Source organism: Peptoniphilus olsenii, from assembly GCF_040545475.1.
GTDB classification, from domain to species: domain Bacteria; phylum Bacillota; class Clostridia; order Tissierellales; family Peptoniphilaceae; genus Peptoniphilus_A; species Peptoniphilus_A olsenii.
Genome location: NZ_JBEPMA010000012.1, coordinates 19,620 through 38,370, shown reverse-complemented (window position 1 = coordinate 38,370; position 18,751 = coordinate 19,620). Strand labels below are relative to the sequence as shown.

Sequence of the window (18,751 nt, the reverse complement as noted above, 5' to 3'; positions counted from 1 at the left end):
AATAAATGGATAATAAAAAATTAAAAGTAAAAGATTTAGTAAGCATCGGTGTTTTTGCCGTAATTTATTTCGCCTTGATGTTTGGTGTTGGTATGATGGGTATGGTCCCAATATTGTTTTTAATATACCCAACAGTTTTGGGAATAATCGCAGGGACTGTAGTTATGTTATTTATGACTAAGGTTCAAAAACCATGGGCACTATTTATTCTCGGCATGATATCACCACTTGTGATGTTTGCTATGGGACATACTTATGTATTGCCATTATTTTCATTGATAGTAATGATGGTTGCAGAATTAATTAGAAAGATTGGTAATTATAATTCATTTAAATATAATATGCTTTCTTATGCAGTATTTTGTACGTGGATTTGTGGATCATTAATGCAAATGCTTTTAGCTAAAGAAAAATATATTGAATTATCTATGATGATGGGAAAAGATTATGTTGATGCATTGGAAAATCTAATAACTTATCCTCACATGGCTTTAGTAGCCTTAGGTGCTTTCCTAGGAGGAATTATTGGGGCATATATAGGAAAGGCTCTATTGAAAAAACACTTTGAAAAAGCAGGCATTGTATAATGCCTAGCTTTTCTTCGAATTCTCCCTTTAATCTCAACCCAATAAGTAAGTTATTAGTCGTATTTCTTACAGGCTTAACTGTTGTGCATAGCTTAAACATCCGTTTTGAGCTAGCAATTGCTTGTATTATTGGTATTTTATTTTATTTGAATGGATACAAAAAAACACTTTTCAAATGGATACTTTTATGTGCAATATTATATGCTTTACCTAATTTTATGGTGCTATCTAATATAAATCCAATAATTAAGATGTTTTTAAGCTTATTTATTATCTTCAGAATGTTTTTATTGCCATTTATGGCAGCAAGCTTCATGATAAAAACCTCTGATGTAGGTGCAATAATTTCATCAATGGATAAGCTTAAAATTTCAAAAAATCTTTCCATACCTGTTGCGGTTATGTTTAGGTTCTTTCCATCTTTTAAAGAAGAGAAGAAAAACATCAAAATGGCTATGAGAGTAAGAGGTATAAATTTTAAAAACCCAATCAAATATCTTGAATATGTTTCAGTGCCATTACTAATTATATCTTCAAACATTGCAGATGATATTTCAAAAGCGGCAGAAACAAAGGCAATAGAAAATCCAATTGCTAAGACTAGATATATCCGTGTAAAGATAACGCTAATTGATTTTGTTTATGTTTTAGCAGTTTTTGGACTTATTGTAGGAGGCTTAATATGGTAGAAGTTAAAAACTTAAGTCTTGATTACGGTGAAGAGCATATATTAGATGATGTATCACTATCCATAGCCGAGGGAGAGTGTGTGCTATTTACAGGAAAAAGTGGAAGTGGTAAGTCATCTTTAATAAATTCTATCAACGGACTAGCTGTAAGGTATGATAACGCAAAAACAAAGGGCGAAATAATTATTGATGGTAAAAATATAAAAGAGTTGGAGCTTTATCAAATCTCAATGCTTGTCTCAACTGTTTTTCAAAATCCTAAGACATATTTCTTTAATGTTAATACGACATTAGAATTATTGTTTTATTTAGAAAATATTGGACTTGCAAGAGAAGAAATGGACAGGCGTTTAAAGGACATGCTTGAAATATTCCCGATAAAAAATCTTTTGAATAGAAATATATTTAATCTATCCGGCGGTGAAAAACAAATTCTTTGCATTGCTGCTTCTTATATAGCGGGCACAAAGATTATAGTTATGGATGAGCCTTCATCGAATTTAGATATTAAAAGCATAGATGTTTTGACAAATATGCTCAAAATACTTAAAGGCAAAGGCATAAGCATAATTGTAGCTGAGCATAGAATCTATTATTTAATGGATATAGTTGACCGTGTATTTTTAATAGATAAGTGTAAACTTAAAAAAACTTATACTAGAAGTGAATTTTTAAAGTTTGATAAAAATAAATTGAACGCTTTAAGTTTAAGAGATAAAGAATTAAGTAAATTAGAAGTTCCTTATTTAAAAGATGGTGGAGAGTATCAGATAAAAAATCTTAGCTATAAATTTAATGATGATGAATATTTAAGTGTAAAAAACATTTCTTTTAAACTTGGTAAAATTTACGGCATAATAGGATCCAACGGACGAGGGAAGTCAACGCTTTTAAGATGTTTAATTGGCCTTGAGAAAAAATCAAAAGAAGAAATTTATTTTAAAGGTGAGAAACTATCTAAAAAAGAAAGACTCAAAAACTCTTCACTTGTTATGCAAGACGTAAATCATCAATTATTTACAGATGAAGTATTCAAAGAGCTTAGCCTAGGTGTAAAGAATTTTGATGAAGAAGAGGCAAAAATCATATTAAAAGATTTAGGCCTGGACGAATTTATAGAAAGACACCCAATGAGCTTATCAGGAGGACAAAAGCAAAGACTTGCAATAGCGTCCATAATGTGTAAAGACTCTACTTTTGTTTACTATGATGAGCCAACTAGCGGCATGGATTATTCCAATATGATAAAAATATCTGAACTGATTAAAAAATATAGAAATAAAGATAAAATAATTTTTATTGTTTCCCATGACATTGAGTTTTTGAACGAAGTTGCAGATGAGATTTTCGAATTGTAAAATAGAGTTTGTTAAACATGTATATAGGACTGTAAGATTATTTAAATTAAAAGATATTCAGAAACATTGGTATTCATTACAGATTTATCTTAAGGATTTTTCGTATGGTATTTATACATTTCACGATGCTTATTACAGTATTTATATTTTCCATATCTTAGGGAAATTCTTTATTTACTTTCTATAATTAAAGAGATGAGAGATAAGTATCGGCAGTCTTCGGACTGCCTTTATTTTTTTGTATTTGTGTTTTAGAAAAGTGAATAATATTATGAAAAAAGTGAAGATTTATGCTATAATATAATTGATATAGAATTCATGAATGGAGAGATAGTCATGTTAAAAATCAGCTATAAAAAGCTATTTAAAAAAATGATTGACCTAGATTTAAATAACACAGAATTAATGGAAAAAACAAATATTAGTAGAAGTACATTTTATAAAATGAAAAATGGGGAGAATATTACAACTGACGTATTGTTAAGAATATGTGAAGGATTAAATTGTAATCTTTGCGAAATTATGGAGTTAGTTAAAGATGAAAATGATTGATTATGTTTTAGATAAGACAAATGAATATATTAAGATCGCATCTAAAGAAACTCGAAAAAGAATAGGACAGTTTTTTACGAGTAAAGAAACAGCAAAATTTATGGCATCTTTAATTGACTTAAATATTAAAAGAGATGAAATATCTATTCTTGATCCAGGAGCTGGCTCTGGAATCCTTTCTGCGGCACTAATTCAGAGAATTATTGATAGTAAACTTATAAAAAAGATAAATTTAACATGTTATGAAACAGATGAAGATATTGTAAATTTGCTGGAAGCTAATTTATATTGGATAAAGGAAAATTCAAATGAATGAAGATAAGTTTTTAGGATCGAGAAAATAAGGGGAGGTGTTTATTATTAAAGGTGAAGTATCTAAAAAAGATTTGATTAGAGAAATTGAAAAAGCCATTAAAAGTGATGAATTGGGAGCTTTTATTGGAGCAGGATTATCAATTCCTGCTGGATTTTGTAGTTGGAAAGAACTTCTAAGAGAGCCTGCAAAAGAAATTGGGTTAAATGTTGAAAAAGAAAATGATTTGGTTAGCTTAGCTCAGTATTATGCTAATTCAAAGAAGAGAACATCAATAGATGACTTGATCAAAGTGCAATTTTCTCAATTACTAAAACCTACTGATAATCATAAACTATTATCACAGTTACCGATTTCCACTTTTTGGACGACTAATTATGATAAGTTAATTGAAAAAGCTTTAGAAGATAATATGAAAAAGCCTTATGTAAAAACAACAGATGAGCAATTAAGAGGTACAAATCATGATTTTGATGCAATCGTTTATAAACTACACGGAGATGTAGAAACTCCTGAAGATGCAGTACTTACAAGAAGTGATTATGAAGAATTTGGATATAACAAAAGAAAGTTATTCAGAGAAGTTTTAGAGGGAGATTTGCTTACCGAGACATTTCTATTTTTAGGATTTAGTTTTGAAGATCCAAACTTTAACTATGTAATTGGAAGATTAAGGGTATTGCTAGATGAAAAGAATACAAGAAAACATTATTGTATTATGAAAAGGATCCAAGATACCGATGAGGATTATGAATACAAAAAAGCAAGACAGGAGCTACAAATTGAAGATCTAAATAGATATGGTATTTTTACATATTTAGTAAATAAATATGATGAAATCACTGAAATATTAAGTACTCTTGTTGATAGATTTAGAAGGAAAACAATATTTATATCGGGTAGTGCGTACTCCTATTCGACTTATTCTCAGGAAATTGGAGAAAATTTTATTCATAAACTATCTTTTGAACTATCAAAAAATGGTTATCATATTGTGAATGGATATGGTAAAGGTGTCGGTGAATTTGTATTAAATGGAGTTGCAGATTATTGTTTGGCTCATAAGTCCAAAATAAATGATTTTTTAACGCTTATGCCTTTTCCTCAAAATAGTTCATTAGATATTGATTTAGATAAGCTATATATAGAAAATAGAGAGCAGATGATTGAAAATTGTGGTATCGCTATATTCATTTTTGGAAATAAAGAAACAGAAGATATTGCACATGGAGTGATGGATGAATTTGAGTTATGTAAAAAGCATGGATTAGTATGTTTGCCTATTGAACATACTGGTGGGGCAGCTAAAGAAATATATAATAAAACAACTCAAGAAATTTCAGATGAAAATATAATAAGTGCAATTGAACAGGCAAATAAACAATGCGATGGCGATATAGATATGTCTATTAAAAACATAGTGCAAGCAGTTAAAATATTAAATAGGGAGGAGTTTTAAATGGCAAAAAGACAGGTGTTTTTTAGCTTTCATTACGACAATGATAATTGGAGGGCAGGACAGGTTCGCAACATGGGGAAAGTAGACAGTAGTTCTACCTTTTCAGATAATGACTGGGAGGAAGTAAAAGAAAAAACTGAAAGCAAAATTAAAGAATGGATTGATGAACAGTTAAACAAGTGTTCATGTTTAGTTGTCTTGATTGGAGAAGAAACAGCAAATAGAAAATGGATAAATTATGAAATAAAAAAAGCGTACGAGTTAAACAAAGGTATTGTTGGAATTTATATCCACAAGTTGGAGAATGCATTGGGAGAGCAAGATGATAAGGGCAACAATCCTTTTGATTATTTAACATTAGAAGGTGAAAAACTTTCAAAATATGTTAAATGTTTTGATTCTGTATACTTATCAAGCAAAAATGTTTATAGCGATATTAAAGATAATATTGAAGATTTAATTGAGTATGGAATAGAACATAAACCATCAACTTGGTAATAAATGATGATGGAGAGAAGCTACCTCTCCACCTCCTTCCCATAATAATTTTCATAGTTTTTCCTATACTGAACAAGGTCAGAAAATTGTTCTTTATTCAAAGAATACTCTTGCATAAGGGTGTTCTTTTTTTCTTGCAATTTATCTAGGTTTGATAGTATTTCTTTTGTGTTGGGTAGCTTTTTATAGTTCTTTAGTATGTTTTGAGCAGCTATTTTATAGACGGAAAGTTCACTATAATATTCTTCTGCAAATTGTTTATCTTCAGGATTTTTCTTGTGGTATTTATATATTTCACGATACTTATTTATAGTATTTATATTTTCCATATCTTGGGATAAACTCTTCATTTCAGTTTCAATCTTCTTTATTTTATTTAACAAGTCTTGTCTATCATCGGCAGATTTTTTGATTAGCTCATCGAGTTGTGTGATAGAGTTAATTCCTTGTTCTCTAAGCTTAATTATCGAGTCAGCCATTGTTTTGATATTGTGTTTTCTTGCCCAAGCTTCATAACCTTTTGAGGATTGAGCTTTTTTATTAGTAGATATATCAATAACATTTCCTACTCGCTTTTTAATAGGGTTAGCTTTATTTTTGATAGCTAAATCTATTCTCTCTTTAATTTTTTCCTCAGTATAATCTTCTCCGATAGTCTTAGCTCTTGTGAATCTTTTCTTATCTTTATGACGAAAAGCAATGTGTTTACCAAACTTAATTTCATAATCAAGAGATTCCATATTTTCTAAAAATTCTTCCCAAGATTTAGACTTATTAATCATTCTATCTATATCAAATTGAAGTTTAGACTTCCAAGAATTTCCTTTCTTGTTTTGGTCATATTCGTACCAAGATTTACCAGCAGTTTTATATTTTCTTTTGTAAGCTTCATAATATTCATCAATGACTGAAAGCTTATTTTCTTTACATAATTCGTCACTTTGATACCTAATTTTATGGTAAGATTTTTTATTAGATTGGTAGCATTTACCAGTCTTGTAATTAACATTATTAAAAATAATATGGTTGTGGATATGCCCTTTATCTACATGAGTTGCAAGAACAAATTCATAATCTTCTTTTAAAATTTTCTTACATAATTCCATTCCAATTTCGTGAGCTTTTATAGGATCAACCTCTCCTGGTAGAAAAGATTGGATTAAATGCCTAGCCAAAACTGTACCATTAGTATCATTGTCTTCTCGTGTTTTTATAAATTGAATATGGGCAGTAGATGGATGACATTTGAATGAAGATACCAAGATTTTCTCATCAGTTTTTTCGCTCTTAGTAATGTAATCTATTGCCAAATTTAGAGTTGATTTTATAGGATGTATTTTTGTAATTGCCATACTAATCACCAGAACTTTCTTTTGATTTATTAAGAAGTAGAGAATGGATCTTCCATATTTCTATTGATAATTTTTCTATCTGCTTATTCATTGATTCAATTTCATTTTTGTAAATAACACCAGTTGTATTAGTAGCTTTTGCAATCTGATTGATATTATTTGTAGCATTGGAAAGTAAGACTTGTAAATCCCGGAAAGGCTCTAAATCTACCTGATAAATCTCCTTTTCCAAAACGCATTTGCGAATAAAATGGCTCATATTTCTACACTTTGAAAGTTTTCATTTCTCTTCAAAAAGAGCCTTTTCTTCTTCAGTTAGTTTAATTTCAAGTCTTTCGTTTCGTATTCTATTTGCCATAGGTATTTCCTCCTTTAGGTGTATTTCGGGGTCTTAGGGTTCTCCCTAACAAGCTAAAAATTGATAAAAAAAGAAGCAGTCCTAGTGGATCTGCTTCACCAATTTTTCGCAAGTGGGTACTCACTTGCTACGCTTGTTCAAAAGATTGAAAGTTTAAAAGAATAACTAGTGTAACAAGTATTAAGCTGATATTTAAATTATTATAACATGGTTGAAGGGAGTTAGTAAATAAAAAAGTTATTTCATTAACGTTTCATAAAAGGTATGTAGAATGTTATTGAAAGTAGCTATAAAATGCTATTCTGTAAAAAATAAAGGAGGAAAAATTTATGAAAAAAATAGTATCAAAAGGAGCATGCCTATTACTTGCATTATGTTTGAGCTTAAACGTAGTTGGGTGTCAAAAAAGTAATGAAAACAATAAAATTAAAGAAGGACAATCCATAAGTTCTGAAGAGGCAGGCATGTCAATTAATGCAAATGGCAAAAATGAAACTTTTAAGCCATCAGATTATACATTGGAGGCAAAGAAAGAATATGTTTATGAATATTTAGGGCTTAAATTTAAACTCTCAGACAAATTTAGAAATTATATAGCTGATAAAAAGATAGCGATGTTAGATGATCAAAGTCCTATAGATAAAGAACTAAAGTATGCTATTTTGACATTTGAAAAAATGACAGAAGAACAAAAGAATGCAGTTATAGAAAAGATGGGCGATGGATATAAAAATTGGCAAAATGAGCTTGAAAGAATTGGGACTATTGGTATATTCGAAAAAAATACATCAGAAGAAAAAATATCTAAAATTACAAAATGTGATACTCATACTAAAATAGGAGTTTCAAGTGATGGAAAATACGATTGCTATTTAAGCATAAATAGCGGAGCTGAAAGTAATCTTCTGGATGAATTAAAAAGAACTGAGATTCAAATTATAGATAAAAAAGAACGTCCTAAAAATGGTTTTGTGCTATCAGAAAAAACTGATTTAGAAAATACAGAAGCATTTAACAAAGAATCGGTTAAAGATTTACGTAAACTATCAACAAAGGACATAAATGGCAAAGATTTTACAAGTAAAGATTTTGAGAAGTATGATCTTACTATGGTAAATGTATTTGCAACTTGGTGTACAGCATGTGTAAAGGAAATTCCTGATTTGGTTGAGGTTCAGAATGAAATGAAAAGCAAGGGTGTAAATATCGTTGGAGTTGTTACAGATACTGTTGATGATAACGGTGAAAACAAGGAAGCAATTGAAAAGTCAAAGTTAATACATGAAAAGACAAAGGCTTCATATCCTTTCTTAATGCCAGATAAGACAAACTTTAATGGTAGATTGAATGGTATACAGGCTATGCCAGAGACTTTCTTTGTTGATAGTAATGGAAATATTGTAGGTGATACTTATTCTGGGGCAAAGAGTGCAAAGGAATGGAAGCAGGTAATTGAAAAAGAATTGGAAAAAATAAAAAATAAATAAAAGTAAAGCGGTGATTGGTATATGGTTAATAAATTTTTAAAAAGCCGTGCCTTGTCTTTATTAATTATCTTTATTAGTATGGCGATGATTTACTATGGCCATAGTAATGGAGAAACTAAAGTTGTCTTGGATAAGGCGATAAGAATTTGTATGGAGTGTATTGGAATTGGATAGAATTAAAAATATTATAAATGGTAGTACAAAAAAAGATAAATATAAAATAAGAGATCGTTTTAGGCATTTATTTCAATCCGTTTGGTTTTTAATTACGAATTCTTACTTTGAAGGGTTTAAGACTGGTAAAATCTACGGTGGGAATTTAAAGAAAATTTGTGTTCCAGGTATGAATTGTTATTCATGCCCGGGAGCAAAAGGTTCTTGTCCAATAGGATCACTACAGGCAGTAATTGGAAATTCAAAATATAAGATTAGTTATTATATAGTTGGGATTTTGTTTTTTATAGGAGCATTGGTGGGAAGATTTATTTGTGGATGGCTGTGTCCATTTGGATTGATTCAAGATTTGCTACATAAGATTCCCTTTTTTAAAAAAGTTGAAACATTTAAGTTTGATAAACATTTGAGAAAATTGAAATACATAATATTACTTGTATTTGTAATAATATTACCTTTATTTTTGGTTGATATTTTAGGTCAGGGTTCTCCGTATTTTTGTAAACTTATTTGTCCGATTGGTATGCTGGAAGGAGGATTACCACTTGTTTTATTAAATAAAAGTATGAGAAATTCGATAGGTTTCTTGTATTATTGGAAAGGAATCATTCTAATAGTTACTTTGTTACTTTCTATAATTATATATAGACCTTTTTGTAAATATATATGTCCACTTGGAGCTATTTACTCAATTTTTAACCCTATTTCAATATTTAGATATAGATTGGATAAGGATAAGTGTATTAATTGTGGAAAATGTAAAAAAGTTTGCCAAATGAATATAGATCCAGTTGAGAATTGCAATCATCTGGAGTGTATCAGATGTGGACGATGTAAAAATGCTTGTCCAGTGGATGCAATTAGTTATGGAGTAAGAAAATAGAGAGGAGTAGTTAGGAAAGTGATAAAAAATGCTATAGCATATATTACAAGAAAGAGAAATAGAACTTTAATAATTTTTATCATATTAATTATAGTTCTTTCTTGCTTGTATTCTTGTTTAACAATAATGAAATCAAGCAATGAAATAGAAAAGGCTTTATATGAAAGTTCTAATTCTTCAATATCAATAACAAAAAAAGATGGTAAATATTTTAATGTTAATCAATTTAAAGATATTGAAAAATTAAAAGAAATTGAAGAAAAAATAATTCAATATGATGGATTAGCAAAACTAAAAGATGCTAAAGTAGTTAGCGGAGAACAAAGAATAAATAGAGAAGATTTATCTGACGAATTTAAGAATGTTGTTTCACTCGAAGCTACTAATAATACTAAAAGAAACATTTTATTTAGTAGCGGAGCATTTACAATTAAAAAAGGCAAAAACATAGAAGAAAATGATAGGAATTCAATTATAATTCATGAAGAATTTGCTAAACAAAACAATCTAAAATTAGGGGATGAAGTTGATCTTGAATTACTAGATATGGAAAAAAATGGAAAAATAAAAAGTCATAAATTTAAAATTATAGGAATTTTTTCTGGTAAAAAACAGGAAATATATACAGGATTGTCTTCTGATTTTAGCGAAAACATGGTCTTTGCAGATTATTCAACAAGCCAAGAGATATTAAATAAATCAGAAAATAATAAAATTGCAAATAAAATTTTAATGTATTCTGGTAGTTTGGAATCTACAGACTTAGCCTTAAAAAAAATTAAAGATCTTAAAATTGATGAATCAAGGTATTCCGTTGAAAAAGATAATAATGCGTTTGAAGAGTCTCTGGATTCAGTGAGTGGAATAAAACATATAATAAAAATAATGACTTATTCTATTATGTTAGGTGGTATGGTTGTTCTTTCGTTAATCTTGATTCTATGGTTAAGAGAAAGAATTTATGAAATAGGTATATTTTTATCTATTGGAATAACTAAAGTACAAATTATAATGCAGTTTATATTTGAGTTAATATTCATATCTATACCAAGTATAATACCCTCCTTATTTTTAGAAAATCTACTACTAAAAGTAATTGTAGAAGGATTCATTAACTCAGATAACTCAATGATTTTCGGTGGAAGTTTAATAAATAAAAGCACTTTTATGCTAAATATAACAACACTTGCAGAAAGTTATTTAATATTAATAAGCATTATTGTTTTATCAATTGTAATTGCTTCCTCATTAATATTAATAAAAAAACCAAAAGAAATATTATCAAAAATAAGTTAGGAGAAAATAATGAATATATTAGAAATAAATAATGTAACTTACAGTTATGCAAATTCTAGAGAAAAAGTTTTGTCAGGAGTAAATCAAAAATTTGAACTTGGAAAGTTTTATTCGATAGTAGGAAAGTCAGGAACAGGAAAATCTACACTTCTTTCCTTACTTGCTGGACTTGATAAACCTCAAACAGGAAAAATATTGTTTAAGAATGAAGATATACAAAAGAAAGGATATAGTAATCATAGAAAAAATAATATATCTTTAGTATTTCAAAACTATAATTTAATAGATTATTTATCACCAATTGAAAATATTAGATTAGTAAATAAATCAGCAGATGAAAGTATCTTGTTTGAACTAGGTTTAGATAAAAAACAAATAAAAAGAAATGTTATGAAATTATCTGGTGGACAGCAACAAAGAGTAGCTATTGCTAGAGCATTGGTATCAGATGCTCCAATAATACTAGCTGATGAGCCTACTGGTAATCTAGACAGTGTTACTGCTGCAGAAATAATTAATATATTAAAGACATTAGCTAAAGATAGAAATAAATGTGTAATAGTTGTAACACATAGTAAGGAAGTAGCAGATTCTGCGGATATCATTCTAGAACTAAGTGGTAAAAAGTTGAAAAAAGTAAATAAAATGAATTTGGAGGTTGAATAATGATAAAAAATGCATTTGCTTATGTAACTAGAAAAAGCTTAAAATCATTAATTATTATATTAGTTATTTTATCTATGTCAACTTTAAGTCTCATTAGTTTATCTATTAAAGATGCTACGGACAGAGCTTCAAAAGAAACATTTGCTAATATAACAAATAGTTTTTCTATGGAGATAAATAGACAAGTAAATCCAGGAACACCTAGAGGTGGGGGAAATGTAAAAGGTGAAGATATTAAAAAGATATCTGAAACAGATAGTATCGACTCTTATGTAAAAAGAATCAATAGTGTTGCAGATTTAGTGGATCATGATATTATTGAAACTCAAGAAACACTAGCAAATCAATCTCCTGAAAGAGCTAAAAACTTCAAAAGAACGGTTATGTTAACAGGGGTTAATGATTCATCAAAGGAAACAAAGTTTGTATCCGAAGCATATAAATTAATAGAAGGAAAACATTTAGAAAATAAAGACCAAAATAAAATTTTAATGCATAAAGATTTAGCGCAAAAAAACAACCTAAAAGTTGGAGATAAAATAAAAATAAAATCAAATTTATTTGATGCCGATAATGAAAAAGGTGCTGATGAAACGGTAGAAGTCGAGATTAAAGGGCTTTTTGAAGGACACAATAGTGGTGGCGTAAGTGCAGCACAAGAACTATACGAAAATACATTAATCACTGATGTTCATACGGCTGCTAAAGTTTATGGTAATACAGAAGATACTGCCGTGTACCAAGATGCAACATTCTTTGTAAAAGGTGATAAGAATCTTGATAGCGTAATAAAAGATCTTGGGAAATTAGATATAAATTGGAGAGAATATAATTTGATTAAAAGTTCATCAAATTATCCTGCGCTGCAACAATCTATATCAGGTATCTACTCAATTTCAAGTAAATTATTTATTGGCTCATTAATATTTGCAGGAGTTGTAGTTTCATTATTATTATTCTTATGGATGAATGCTAGAAAGAAAGAAATAGCAGTATTACTATCATTAGGTATATCAAAATTAGAAATTTTTGGTCAATTTCTAATTGAGATGATATTTATATCAATCCCCGCATTCGTTGTTTCTTATTTCTTAGCTCAATATACAGCTGATAAGCTTGGGAACAATATATTGAATAAGGTTACTGGTGATATAGCTAAACAAATAGCTAGACTATCTGCATCTAGCCAATTAGGTGGTGGGGCAGAAGTTGAAGGATTCAACAAGACTTTATCAAGTTTAGATATAAATGTATTACCTAAATTCATAATTTATGTAGTTATATTTATGAGTTTAGTACTTATTGTATCGTTGATTATTTCTTCATTTAATATATTGAGAAGAAATCCAAAAGAATTATTAATTGACAATAATTAAAACTTTCAAATATCAAATAATATGCTGTATAATATGGTGTATAAAAACAAAGGAGGTATCTATGAGAATATTAACTGTTGAAGACGATAATATGATAAGAGAGGGAATAAGTGAATATCTTTCAGAATTTGGATATACTGTTATTCAGGCTAAAGATGGAAAGGAAGCCTTGTCAAAATTTAATAGTGATATAAATTTGGTTATCTTAGACATTCAGATACCTTTTATTAATGGTTTAGAAGTATTGAAGGAAATTAGAAAAAAAAGTAATTTACCAATTCTCATCTTGACTGCATTCAGTGATGAGGAATACAAAATTGATGCATTTACTAATTTAGTAGATGGATACGTAGAAAAGCCATTTTCATTGCCAGTTTTAAAAGCTAGAATAGACTCTTTAATTAAGAAGAATTATGGACATTTAGAAACATTTGAATATAAGGATTTATATGTAAATTTTAATAGCTATATAGCTAAAATAAATGATGAAAAAATAGACGTAAATGCAAAAGAACTAGAAATATTAAAATGTTTATTGGATAATGATGGGCAAGTCTTAACAAGAATGCAGATTATTGATTATGTATGGAAAGATAGCGAAGAAATTCCTTATGATCGAGTAATAGATGTATATATAAAAGAACTTAGAAAAAAATTAAAATTAGACTGTATAATTACCATAAGAAATGTAGGATATAGATTGGAGAGAAAATGAAAAAATTAATGATATTTCCCAAAATGTTTATACAAATATTTTCTGTTCTTGGAATAATAATTATATTAGTTCATTCATTAGTTTTTTTTATCTTTCCTAAAACATATTTGGAGACGAGAAAAGAAAAGATTCATACTATGGCAAATGAAATTTCTAGTAATATGAACGGAAAAGAAATAAAATATATAGAGCAAACTTTGGAGCTTTATTCTAAGAGTAGTGAAATAAAGGTGTTTATAAAAGAAAAAAATAATAATAATGAGTTGCAGATCAAAGATAATATAAATTTTAATTTAGAAAGTGATAGTAATTCTTTGATAATTGAGGAAAGAGAAATAAAGCTTAATGATGGAAAAAAAGCAAATCTACAATTTGTTTCTATAGCAGATATGCAAAAAGATGCGAAAGATTTAAGCCTTAAATTTTTACCATATTCTTTATTAATATCAATTTTATTTTCTGCCATTATTTCTTTAATTTATGCAAAATCAATAAAAAATAATATACAAGAAATAAAAATTGTTACTGATAAAATGATGAAACTAGATAAAAAATCGTTTTTAAAAGTTAGCTCTAATGATGAAGTTGGAGAATTAAAACAACAAATTAATGATTTGTATTCTACTTTATTAAGAACAATTGAAGATTTGGAATTTAAAAACAAAGAAATTTTAAAATTAGAAAAGTTAAAATATGACTTTTTTAAAGGTGCATCCCATGAACTTAAAACTCCTCTTGCTAGTCTTAAAATAATACTGGAAAACATGAAATATAATATTGGCAAATATAAAGAAAGAGATATTTATATTAATGAATGCATTGAAATCGTTGATAGTTTAACAAAAAATATTTCTCAAATATTATCAGTTCATTCTATAGAAAATTTGAATAATGATGAAGAATATTTGAAAATAAATGATACATTAGAAGATATATTAAAAAAGTATGAAATATTAGCAAATCAAAAGAAAATAACTGTCAATAATTATATATTAGATGAGAATGTTTATATAGGAAAACCAGCTTTAAAGATTATTCTATCTAATTTGATTAGTAATGCGGTAAAATATACTGATGTAAATGGGGTAATTAATATTGGGATAGTTGATGATTGGTTATATATAGAGAATTCATACGGTAACAATAAAATTTCGAATATAGATAAAATATTTGATGTTAAATTTGATTTAAATAAGGAAAATAGTAATGGATTAGGTTTATATATTGTAAGTAATATTCTGAATAATTACAATATAGAATATAAAGCATTGCAGGATGAAGAATTTTTTATCTTTAAAATTAAAATATTTTCTTAAATAAGATATAATTTTGCAATAGTTATTGAAAAATAGAGACTTATTATTAGCCATGGAAGTAAAGACTTTTTTCTTATTAAAAGTGAACAGAAAATAATTGATACCAGAAACCAGGATTTGAACACGCCAATAAAAATATTGTTAGTAAAACTATATGAGTTAGTCTTTTCGGATGCAGAGATTGTTTAAATATCTGATAGAATAAAAACTTAACAAGTTTAATAAAACTCAATTATATAAGTAGTAGATGAATATGATGCTTATTTAGATTATTGATAAAATGGAGGCATCTAAACGTTTAATGTTAGAAATATTTAGAATTCAATGTATTCCTCTTTTTTATAATATGTATAATAGATGATTGTTTCAGGTGCGAATTGAAACAATCAAGTTCATATAAAGAAATATTTTTATTCTTTCATTTCAGAGGACTTCTTATGCCAAGATGCAGAAGTCCTCCTTTTTATCTGAAAAAAAAAGCAGATAAAAAAGAGCTGGAGGAAACTTTATGGCAAAAGAGAATTATCTTTATATCAGAGGACAAAAGGTAAAAGTCAGTGAAGATATATGTATATATAGTCTACTGGTGAGAAAAAGAACACGAGAAGTATTTAGAGCAGGTGGACAGGAAAAATCACTTATTCTTTTTTCAGCATTGGATCATGACGGGCACTTTACAGATAATATTGTTGATGAAAGTGTTGATGTAGAAAAAATTGTTGAAACACAGATGATGATTGAAGCAGTAAGAAGTGCTATAACAAGGCTCAATGCAGAAGAAAAAGATATTATTGAACGCTTGTATTTCAATGATGAAACTGTTCGTTCAGTAGCAAAGCTCAAAAGTATTACACATCCGGCTTTAATCAAAAGAAGAAACAAAATTCTTGAAAAGCTGAAAAAATTTATCGAAGAACTTTAAAACTTCGGTAATTAAAGGGGCGAATTTTCCTTATGTAAAGTGAAGGGGAGTTTGACCTCCTTTCCTTTCTTGAGTAGGAGATATGCCTGCTTATAGTAAATAGGAAAATGTAAAGAAAACAGTCCCTTTCAAATATTGCTCTTTAACAACTGAATAGAGCAAGGTAGGATTTTATCTACTTACTGAGAGTTATGACCTACGCCAAGACTTTTCTGCTGATGAAAATCGGTTCAAATGAATACCGGCATAATGCCGAGGTTAGAAGAAAATGAGCGATAGATAGGAATACATAAAAGATAAGCGTGGCAGCTTATTTCGATGATGTAAGTGGTGATAATGATACTTCAATAGTTTAAGCTGCCTCGTCTAAAACAAGGGGCGGAGGTGAGATTCCTATGTAGCAACCAATGCACCTACCAATGTCATAAAACTTAGTAAGAAAAATAATATTTGGTTATAAAGAATTTAAAGTGGAAGAGGTGTATTAGTGGATAATGACTGGAATGGATTGGCTGATTTGATAGCAAATCTGATTACAAAATATGCTGGAGTTTTAGATTTAGAGAATCTTCCAAATCCTACTCCAGTAAAAAATACAGAGTATAAGAATAAATTTGATATAGCTAAAAGCACGGATTGAGAAAGAGAAATAAAAGTACTATAATACACTTGAGGTTAGAGTCCAAACCTTTATTGGTAAAAATATATAAATATATAATAAGGATATTGAGGTTAATGCTATGTCAAAAGAAAAAATAAAAGTATATCTCTATACAAGAGTATCTACATCCATACAGATAGATGGTTATTCTTTAGAGGCACAAAAATCAAGAATGAAGGCTTTTGCTCTCTATAATGATTATGAGATTGTTGGTGAATACGAAGATGCAGGTAAGTCTGGAAAATCTATAGAAGATAGAGTTCAATTTACTCGTATGATGGTAGATATAAAATCCGGAAAGGATGGAGTGTCTTTCGTTCTTGTATTTAAACTATCGAGATTTGCAAGAAATGCTGATGATGTACTTTCGAATTTACAAATAATGCAGGATTTTGGAGTAAATCTTATTTGCGTTGAAGATGGAATTGATTCATCTAAAGATGCGGGTAAATTGATGATTTCTGTTTTATCGGCAGTGGCTGAAATAGAAAGAGAAAACATTCGTGTCAAAACAATGGAAGGTCGCATTCAAAAGGCAAAAGAGGGTAAATGGAATGGTGGATTTGCTCCGTATGGTTATCAACTTATTGATGGGAAATTGATAATAAATGAGGAAGAAGCAATTGCAATAAGAACTATTTTTGATCAATATGTAAATACAAGTATTGGAGCTAATGGTCTTTCTAAATATTTAGAAAATCATGGTATAAGGAAAATACCAAGACAAAATGGGAAAAATCCATTGTTTGACGCAGGTCTTATAAGAAAAATATTAAAGAATCCTGTGTATAACGGGAAAATAGCATTTGGAAGAAGAACTTTAGAAAAAGTTCATGGTACAAGGAATGAATACAGACAAGTAGAGCAGGATGATTATTTAGTAACAGAAGGTATTCATGAAGCAATAATCCCAGATGAATTGTGGCAAGCTGCACAAGTTAAACTGAAAGCACAAGCTAAAAAGTATGAACATGTAAATAAGGACAATAACATGAGGACACACTTATTATCGGGAATAGTAAAGTGTCCAATATGTGGTGCTGGAATGTTTGGGAACAAATCTATAAAATATAAAAAAGATGGGACGAAGTATAAAGACTTCTATTACTATGGTTGTAAGCACAGACTTATGAATAGAGGACATAAATGTACCTATAATAAACAAATTAGAGAAGAATTGTTAGATGATGCCGTTGCTGAGGTAATAATCAAGTTAGTAAGCAACCCTAAATTTGCATCTATGATACTAGAAAAAATTAACATGAAGGTTGATACATCTGCTATTTAAAATGAGATAGATAATTATCAAAATGAACTAAGAAAAAGTCATTTTACAAAGTATAAGCTTATTGAGGAAATAGATAATTTAGATGTTGAGGATAAACATTATAAGAGGAGAAAGACTGATTTAGATGATAGGCTTTATCGTATGTACGATAAAATTGAGGAATTAGAAAGTCAGTTAATAGAAGCTAAAGCAAAAAAAGAAACGATAGAGGTTGAGAAACTTACTGGTGATAACATATATAAAGTATTGATTTATTTTGACAAGCTTTATAAAGTCATGAACGATGTTGAACGCAGGCAGTTAATAGAAGCACTCATTTCAGAAATTCAAATTTATGAAGAAAAGCAGCCTAATGGACAATGGCTAAAATCCATTACTTTTAAGCTACCTATCATTGATGAAGATCTTAATATAAGTTTGGAAAATGATGAGCATGTTGAGACGGTAGCATTGTTGATAATGAAGTAATAACCTGAAAGGTTTGAAATCGTCATAGGTCAACATTTTGGTATTAATAATTAGAGATTGCAATTTTGAATTTAGTGTTTAAAAATATTTTTAAAATGTGATTTATAGTAAAACAATCAATGTTATGAATGGGTCGTGGCAACAAGCAGGTAAGCATTTTCTTTAATTTATGCTCTACATTGAGTGCGGAAATTATGAAATCTGGTCAACAGTATTGATGTTGGAAAAGAAAAGATAGATTAGAATTTATATTAAAAAAATAAAATTATTATATAAAGATAATAAAAAGATAATAATAAACTTGAGATGACTAGGTTATACAAAGGGCATAGA

17 protein-coding genes and 3 pseudogenes are annotated in these 18,751 nt (G+C 28.6%); 18 read left to right on the top strand and 2 right to left on the bottom strand.

Annotated elements, in window-relative coordinates; all coding sequences use genetic code 11:
* Window positions 1–5 precede the first annotated feature (5 nt).
* From ABID14_RS08095 to ABID14_RS08065, 7 genes are all read left to right on the top strand, one after another.
* Window positions 6–587: an MptD family putative ECF transporter S component gene (locus ABID14_RS08095; protein ID WP_243328560.1), complete on the top strand. Its 582-nt coding sequence runs from the start codon at window positions 6–8 to the stop codon at window positions 585–587.
* Window positions 587–1,276, top strand: coding sequence for an energy-coupling factor transporter transmembrane component T family protein (locus ABID14_RS08090; RefSeq protein ID WP_094209055.1), 690 nt, complete (start codon window positions 587–589; stop codon window positions 1,274–1,276). Before ABID14_RS08095 ends, ABID14_RS08090 begins: the two co-directional genes overlap by 1 nt.
* Complete coding sequence (locus ABID14_RS08085; protein WP_354368943.1) at window positions 1,270–2,634, top strand: ABC transporter ATP-binding protein; 1,365 nt, start codon at window positions 1,270–1,272, stop codon at window positions 2,632–2,634. The genes ABID14_RS08090 and ABID14_RS08085 overlap by 7 nt, the downstream gene beginning before the upstream one ends.
* Window positions 2,635–2,970: 336 nt before the next feature.
* Window positions 2,971–3,186 (top strand): helix-turn-helix domain-containing protein, encoded by a 216-nt coding sequence (locus tag ABID14_RS08080; RefSeq protein ID WP_005399336.1) that lies wholly within the window; start codon window positions 2,971–2,973, stop codon window positions 3,184–3,186.
* Entirely contained in the window at window positions 3,173–3,502 is a 330-nt protein-coding gene (locus tag ABID14_RS08075; RefSeq protein WP_005399335.1) for an N-6 DNA methylase, read from the top strand. The genes ABID14_RS08080 and ABID14_RS08075 overlap by 14 nt, the downstream gene beginning before the upstream one ends.
* A gap of 34 nt (window positions 3,503–3,536) precedes the next feature.
* Window positions 3,537–4,958, top strand: coding sequence for a Thoeris anti-phage system NAD(+) hydrolase ThsA (gene thsA, locus ABID14_RS08070; RefSeq protein ID WP_354368940.1), 1,422 nt, complete (start codon window positions 3,537–3,539; stop codon window positions 4,956–4,958).
* On the top strand, window positions 4,959–5,456 hold the full coding sequence (locus tag ABID14_RS08065; protein ID WP_354368938.1) for a TIR domain-containing protein: 498 nt from the start codon (window positions 4,959–4,961) through the stop codon (window positions 5,454–5,456).
* A 20-nt stretch (window positions 5,457–5,476) separates the two neighbouring features.
* Here ABID14_RS08065 and ABID14_RS08060 read toward each other — a convergent pair whose 3' ends face one another.
* Together ABID14_RS08060 and ABID14_RS08055 are read right to left on the bottom strand one after the other, a co-directional pair.
* Window positions 5,477–6,808 carry a relaxase/mobilization nuclease domain-containing protein gene (locus tag ABID14_RS08060; protein WP_354368936.1) on the bottom strand — a complete coding sequence of 444 codons (1,332 nt, stop codon included), beginning with the start codon at window positions 6,806–6,808 and terminating at the stop codon, window positions 5,477–5,479.
* 1 nt (window position 6,809) lies between these two features.
* Window positions 6,810–7,166, bottom strand: a pseudogene (locus tag ABID14_RS08055) (plasmid mobilization protein).
* Window positions 7,167–7,495: 329 nt separating this feature from the next.
* Here ABID14_RS08055 and ABID14_RS08050 point away from each other — a divergent pair.
* From ABID14_RS08050 to ABID14_RS08000, 11 genes and pseudogenes are all read left to right on the top strand, one after another.
* Window positions 7,496–8,653, top strand: a complete 1,158-nt coding sequence (locus ABID14_RS08050) for a TlpA family protein disulfide reductase (protein ID WP_354368932.1) — start codon at window positions 7,496–7,498, stop codon at window positions 8,651–8,653.
* A gap of 21 nt (window positions 8,654–8,674) precedes the next feature.
* Window positions 8,675–8,827: a CD1871A family CXXC motif-containing protein gene (locus tag ABID14_RS08045; RefSeq protein WP_003426158.1), complete on the top strand. Its 153-nt coding sequence runs from the start codon at window positions 8,675–8,677 to the stop codon at window positions 8,825–8,827.
* Window positions 8,820–9,710 (top strand): 4Fe-4S binding protein, encoded by an 891-nt coding sequence (locus ABID14_RS08040; protein ID WP_354368927.1) that lies wholly within the window; start codon window positions 8,820–8,822, stop codon window positions 9,708–9,710. Before ABID14_RS08045 ends, ABID14_RS08040 begins: the two co-directional genes overlap by 8 nt.
* Window positions 9,711–9,728: 18 nt before the next feature.
* The gene (locus ABID14_RS08035) at window positions 9,729–11,006 is read left to right on the top strand and encodes an ABC transporter permease (RefSeq protein WP_354368925.1); all 1,278 of its coding nucleotides are present in this window, start codon (window positions 9,729–9,731) and stop codon (window positions 11,004–11,006) included.
* Between the two features lie 9 nt (window positions 11,007–11,015).
* The gene (locus ABID14_RS08030; RefSeq protein WP_354368923.1) at window positions 11,016–11,672 is read left to right on the top strand and encodes an ABC transporter ATP-binding protein; all 657 of its coding nucleotides are present in this window, start codon (window positions 11,016–11,018) and stop codon (window positions 11,670–11,672) included.
* Entirely contained in the window at window positions 11,672–13,048 is a 1,377-nt protein-coding gene (locus ABID14_RS08025) for an ABC transporter permease (RefSeq protein ID WP_354368921.1), read from the top strand. Before ABID14_RS08030 ends, ABID14_RS08025 begins: the two co-directional genes overlap by 1 nt.
* Before the next feature lie 61 nt (window positions 13,049–13,109).
* A complete protein-coding gene (locus ABID14_RS08020; protein ID WP_354368919.1) occupies window positions 13,110–13,763 on the top strand; it encodes a response regulator transcription factor in 654 nt (217 codons plus the stop codon).
* Window positions 13,760–15,079: a sensor histidine kinase gene (locus ABID14_RS08015; RefSeq protein ID WP_354368917.1), complete on the top strand. Its 1,320-nt coding sequence runs from the start codon at window positions 13,760–13,762 to the stop codon at window positions 15,077–15,079. Before ABID14_RS08020 ends, ABID14_RS08015 begins: the two co-directional genes overlap by 4 nt.
* A 508-nt stretch (window positions 15,080–15,587) precedes the next feature.
* Window positions 15,588–16,001, top strand: a pseudogene (locus ABID14_RS08010) (sigma-70 RNA polymerase sigma factor region 4 domain-containing protein).
* A 487-nt stretch (window positions 16,002–16,488) separates the two neighbouring features.
* Complete coding sequence (locus tag ABID14_RS08005; RefSeq protein ID WP_354368915.1) at window positions 16,489–16,641, top strand: hypothetical protein; 153 nt, start codon at window positions 16,489–16,491, stop codon at window positions 16,639–16,641.
* A 100-nt stretch (window positions 16,642–16,741) separates the two neighbouring features.
* Window positions 16,742–18,418, top strand: a pseudogene (locus tag ABID14_RS08000) (recombinase family protein).
* Window positions 18,419–18,751: the final 333 nt, after the last annotated feature.

Bases quoted from the DNA above. Each gene is read 5' to 3' on its own strand.
- ABID14_RS08090 (WP_094209055.1), top strand. From the start codon at position 587: ATGCCTAGCTTTTCTTCGAATTCTCCCTTTAATCTCAACCCAATAAGT.
- ABID14_RS08015 (WP_354368917.1), top strand. From the start codon at position 13,760: ATGAAAAAATTAATGATATTTCCCAAAATGTTTATACAAATATTTTCT.
- ABID14_RS08080 (WP_005399336.1), top strand. From the start codon at position 2,971: ATGTTAAAAATCAGCTATAAAAAGCTATTTAAAAAAATGATTGACCTA.
- ABID14_RS08045 (WP_003426158.1), top strand. From the start codon at position 8,675: ATGGTTAATAAATTTTTAAAAAGCCGTGCCTTGTCTTTATTAATTATC.
- ABID14_RS08050 (WP_354368932.1), top strand. From the start codon at position 7,496: ATGAAAAAAATAGTATCAAAAGGAGCATGCCTATTACTTGCATTATGT.
- ABID14_RS08025 (WP_354368921.1), top strand. From the start codon at position 11,672: ATGATAAAAAATGCATTTGCTTATGTAACTAGAAAAAGCTTAAAATCA.
- ABID14_RS08020 (WP_354368919.1), top strand. From the start codon at position 13,110: ATGAGAATATTAACTGTTGAAGACGATAATATGATAAGAGAGGGAATA.
- ABID14_RS08085 (WP_354368943.1), top strand. From the start codon at position 1,270: ATGGTAGAAGTTAAAAACTTAAGTCTTGATTACGGTGAAGAGCATATA.
- ABID14_RS08075 (WP_005399335.1), top strand. From the start codon at position 3,173: ATGAAAATGATTGATTATGTTTTAGATAAGACAAATGAATATATTAAG.
- ABID14_RS08060 (WP_354368936.1), bottom strand. From the start codon at position 6,808: ATGGCAATTACAAAAATACATCCTATAAAATCAACTCTAAATTTGGCA.
- ABID14_RS08030 (WP_354368923.1), top strand. From the start codon at position 11,016: ATGAATATATTAGAAATAAATAATGTAACTTACAGTTATGCAAATTCT.
- ABID14_RS08065 (WP_354368938.1), top strand. From the start codon at position 4,959: ATGGCAAAAAGACAGGTGTTTTTTAGCTTTCATTACGACAATGATAAT.
- ABID14_RS08095 (WP_243328560.1), top strand. From the start codon at position 6: ATGGATAATAAAAAATTAAAAGTAAAAGATTTAGTAAGCATCGGTGTT.